Raw genomic sequence first — 3,207 nt, 5'->3', positions numbered from 1 at the left:
GGACGAAGCCGGGCGTCCACACCCCGCGCATTCTGCCGGCGGCGCCGTCGAGGCTGAAGAAGACTGCCGTCGCGAGCAACAGCCAGGCAAACACCCAGACCAGCCAGGGGATCTCGGGGTAACGCGCCGCCCGCACGGCAAAGCGCCTCCTCACGATGCGGATCGTGTCGAGGAAGTTGCCGAGCGAGCGGCGATAGAGGGTGGATGCGATGACGAGCATGATTGGGCGCGAGCTTATAAGGGCATTCGAGGCCCGATGCTATTCACTCTGCCACCCGATAAAGCCCGACCGCCAGTTTGTCTCCTGACGAATAGTTGAGCCCGTCGATCTCGGTCAGGCGCTTTGCCGACTTGCCCTGCCCCGAAAGCAATTCGTTGAGCTTCTGCTCGTCCTTGACCGATGCCAGTCCCAGCGCGCAAGCGGGATCGGCCAGCAGGTGCTTTGCGACACCGTCGACATCGGTGAGCACGGTGCTGGTTCCGACCAGGAAGACGAGGCTCGGCTCATGGTACGGGGCGGAGGCAAGCACTGTGGTGTCGCATGGTCGGTTGGCGTCGACCGCGACCTTGATCGCCGGGGTCAGCCAGATCGGCTTCAGCGACGGCGCGATGGTACCGAACAGCAGGGAAAAGGTGATGCCGGCGCAAATGGCAATCGCACCGACGCGTCCGAGCGGCACCTGCAATTGGCGCGGGAAGGCCATGTAGCCGGCGGCGAGCGCAGCAAGCGCGGCGGGAATGCTCCACCACGAAAATGCCTTGGCGAGATAGATCGGCGCGCCAATGCAGACCACCGCCAGGCCGATGGAAACGACGACAAGGCCGAAGGCGGTCGCCCACCACAGCCAGGTCTGCCAACGTTTGAGCGGTGCGTTGGCCTCCTCGGGCTTCAACGTAAGCAACCAGCCGATCAGCAGCGCCATCCCCGGATAGGCCGGCATGACATAGTGCGGCAGCTTGGTCGGGATCGCCTCGAACACCAGCCAGAACGGGATATACCAGGCGAGGCAGAAGCGCAGGCGCGGATCATCCCAAAAGCGGTTGATGGCCTGCAGCCCGGCGCCGACAGCGATCAGGCCGAACGGCCACATGAAAAGCGAATAGGTCAGCATGTAGAAGCCGGGCGGCAGGCCATGCGATTCCTCGCCCTGCGCCACCTTGGTCAGCATGTCCTTGCCGACCGCCTCCTGGAAAAAAGCGCCGCCGCTCTTCAAGCTGATGAGAAATATCCAGGGCAGCACGATGACGAGCACGATGGCGACGCCGTGCACCAGCTTCAGCTTGAGGAGCCAGCGCCAGTCGCGATCGAAGGCAACCAGCGCCGCCGCCGTCAGCAGCGACAAGAGCGGCGCCACCGGTCCCTTGATGAGGATGCCAAGTCCCTGCGCGATCCAGAAGATCCAGGGCAGATGGCCAGCGACCGGCTCGTTGCGGCGCGCGGCGAGATAGGCCTGCGCCAGCGCGCCCTGGGCCGCCACGCAGCAGGCCAGAAGCATGGCGTCGGTCTTGGCGTCGCGGCCCTCGAAGGCGGTGGCAAAGATCGCCGCCATCATCAGACCGGCGGCGAGGCCGGCATTGGCGCCGAAGAGCCTCGTGCCGGTCCAGCCGATGCCGACGACGGCGAGCGCGATGCCCAGCATTGAGACCAGGCGATAGACCCAGATCGGCGCGGCGGCGCCCTCGCCGCTCAGCGCCACCGCCGCCGATTGCAGCCAGTAGATGCCGATCGGCTTCTTGTAGCGCGTAACATCCTGCAGGCGGATATCGACATAGTCGCCGGTCTCGACCATCTGCTTGGTCGCCTGGACGAAGCGGGACTCGTCACGGTCGATCGGAGGAAGGCTGGCGAGACCGCTGAAGGTCATCAGCAGGCTGAACAGAAAGAGGATGACGTAGTTCCTGTTCATCGCGGGAGCTTCCGGATCTCGATTGCGGGATGGTGCCCCGTCGCGGCGCCTGGGCACTGCCCTTTGCGCGGCGCCTCATTACGCCAGCCGCAACCACGAGGCAAGGATACGCAACGTCATCCGCGCGCGACGCAAAACCGGATTCCACTTTTGCTGATCGCTGGTCATTGCTTGGTGGGCGATCGGACGCAAAACCGGATTCCACTTTTGCTGATCGCCCACTGGTGCTAAACGCCCGCCTTCATGTCACGCTTGGCCCGGCGGCCGGGCGATCTTCGGGAAAGAAAAAATGTCCGCCTACAAATCCGATTTCCTGCGCGTCATGAGCGAGCGCGGCTTCATCCCCCAGATCCCGGACGAACCCGGCCTCGACCAGCTTTTCGCCAAGGAAATCGTCACCGCCTATATCGGCTTCGATGCGACGGCGAAGAGCCTCCATGCGGGATCACTGATCCAAATCATGATGCTGCATTGGCTGCAGCGGACCGGCCACCGGCCGATCGCGCTGATGGGCGGCGGCACCTCGATGATCGGCGATCCCTCGTTCAAGGACGAGGCGCGCAAGCTTTTGACGCCGCAGGACATCGAGGACAATCTGGCTGGCATTCGCCGCAACTTCGCGCCCTACCTCAAATTCGGCAGCGGCGCCGGCGACGCCGTCATGATCAACAACGCCGATTGGCTGATGGAGATCAACTACGTCAACTTCCTGCGTGATGTCGGCCGGCATTTTTCGGTCAATCGGATGCTCGCCTTCGATTCCGTCAAGCTGCGCCTCGACCGCGAGCAGTCGCTGTCGTTCCTCGAATTCAACTACATGATCCTGCAGGCCTACGACTTCGTCGAGCTCCACAAGCGGCTCGGCTGTCGGCTGCAGATGGGCGGCTCCGACCAGTGGGGCAACATCGTCAACGGCATTGATCTCGGCCACCGCATGGAGGGCGCGCAGCTCTACGCGATGACCACGCCGCTGCTCACCACCTCGTCGGGCGCCAAGATGGGCAAGTCTGCGTCGGGCGCGGTCTGGCTCGACGGCGACATGCTGTCGCCCTACGAATTCTGGCAGTACTGGCGCAACACCGAGGACGCAGATGTCAGCCGCTTCCTGAAACTCTATACGACGCTGCCGCTCGACGAGGTCGCGCGGCTCGAAAAGCTCGGCGGCGCGGAGATCAACGAGGCGAAGAAGATCCTCGCCACCGAGATCACCGCCATGCTGCATGGCCGCGAGGCTGCGGAAACGGCGAGCGAAACCGCGCGCAAGACCTTCGAGGAAGGCGCGCTCGCCGACACACTGCCC

2 protein-coding genes and 1 pseudogene are annotated in these 3,207 nt (G+C 64.0%); 1 reads left to right on the top strand and 2 read right to left on the bottom strand.

Annotation, left to right across the window (positions count from 1 at the left end; translation table 11 throughout):
• A pseudogene (locus EN742_RS38320) lies at nt 1–220 on the bottom strand (phosphoesterase); the annotation flags it as partial.
• A gap of 43 nt (nt 221–263) precedes the next feature.
• Nucleotides 264–1,907 (bottom strand): glycosyltransferase family 39 protein, encoded by a 1,644-nt coding sequence (locus EN742_RS29300; protein WP_128333577.1) that lies wholly within the window; start codon nt 1,905–1,907, stop codon nt 264–266.
• A gap of 289 nt (nt 1,908–2,196) precedes the next feature.
• Between EN742_RS29300 and tyrS the strand changes: the two genes are divergently transcribed.
• Nucleotides 2,197–3,207: tyrosine--tRNA ligase (tyrS, locus tag EN742_RS29295; protein WP_128333576.1), on the top strand; the 1,011-nt coding region annotated here is incomplete at its 3' end.

The sequence above is a fragment of the Mesorhizobium sp. M4A.F.Ca.ET.020.02.1.1 genome (genome assembly GCF_004022645.1).
Classification (GTDB): domain Bacteria; phylum Pseudomonadota; class Alphaproteobacteria; order Rhizobiales; family Rhizobiaceae; genus Mesorhizobium.
Note: the sequence above shows the minus strand (reverse complement) of the source record. Positions and strands in the feature narration are given on the sequence as shown.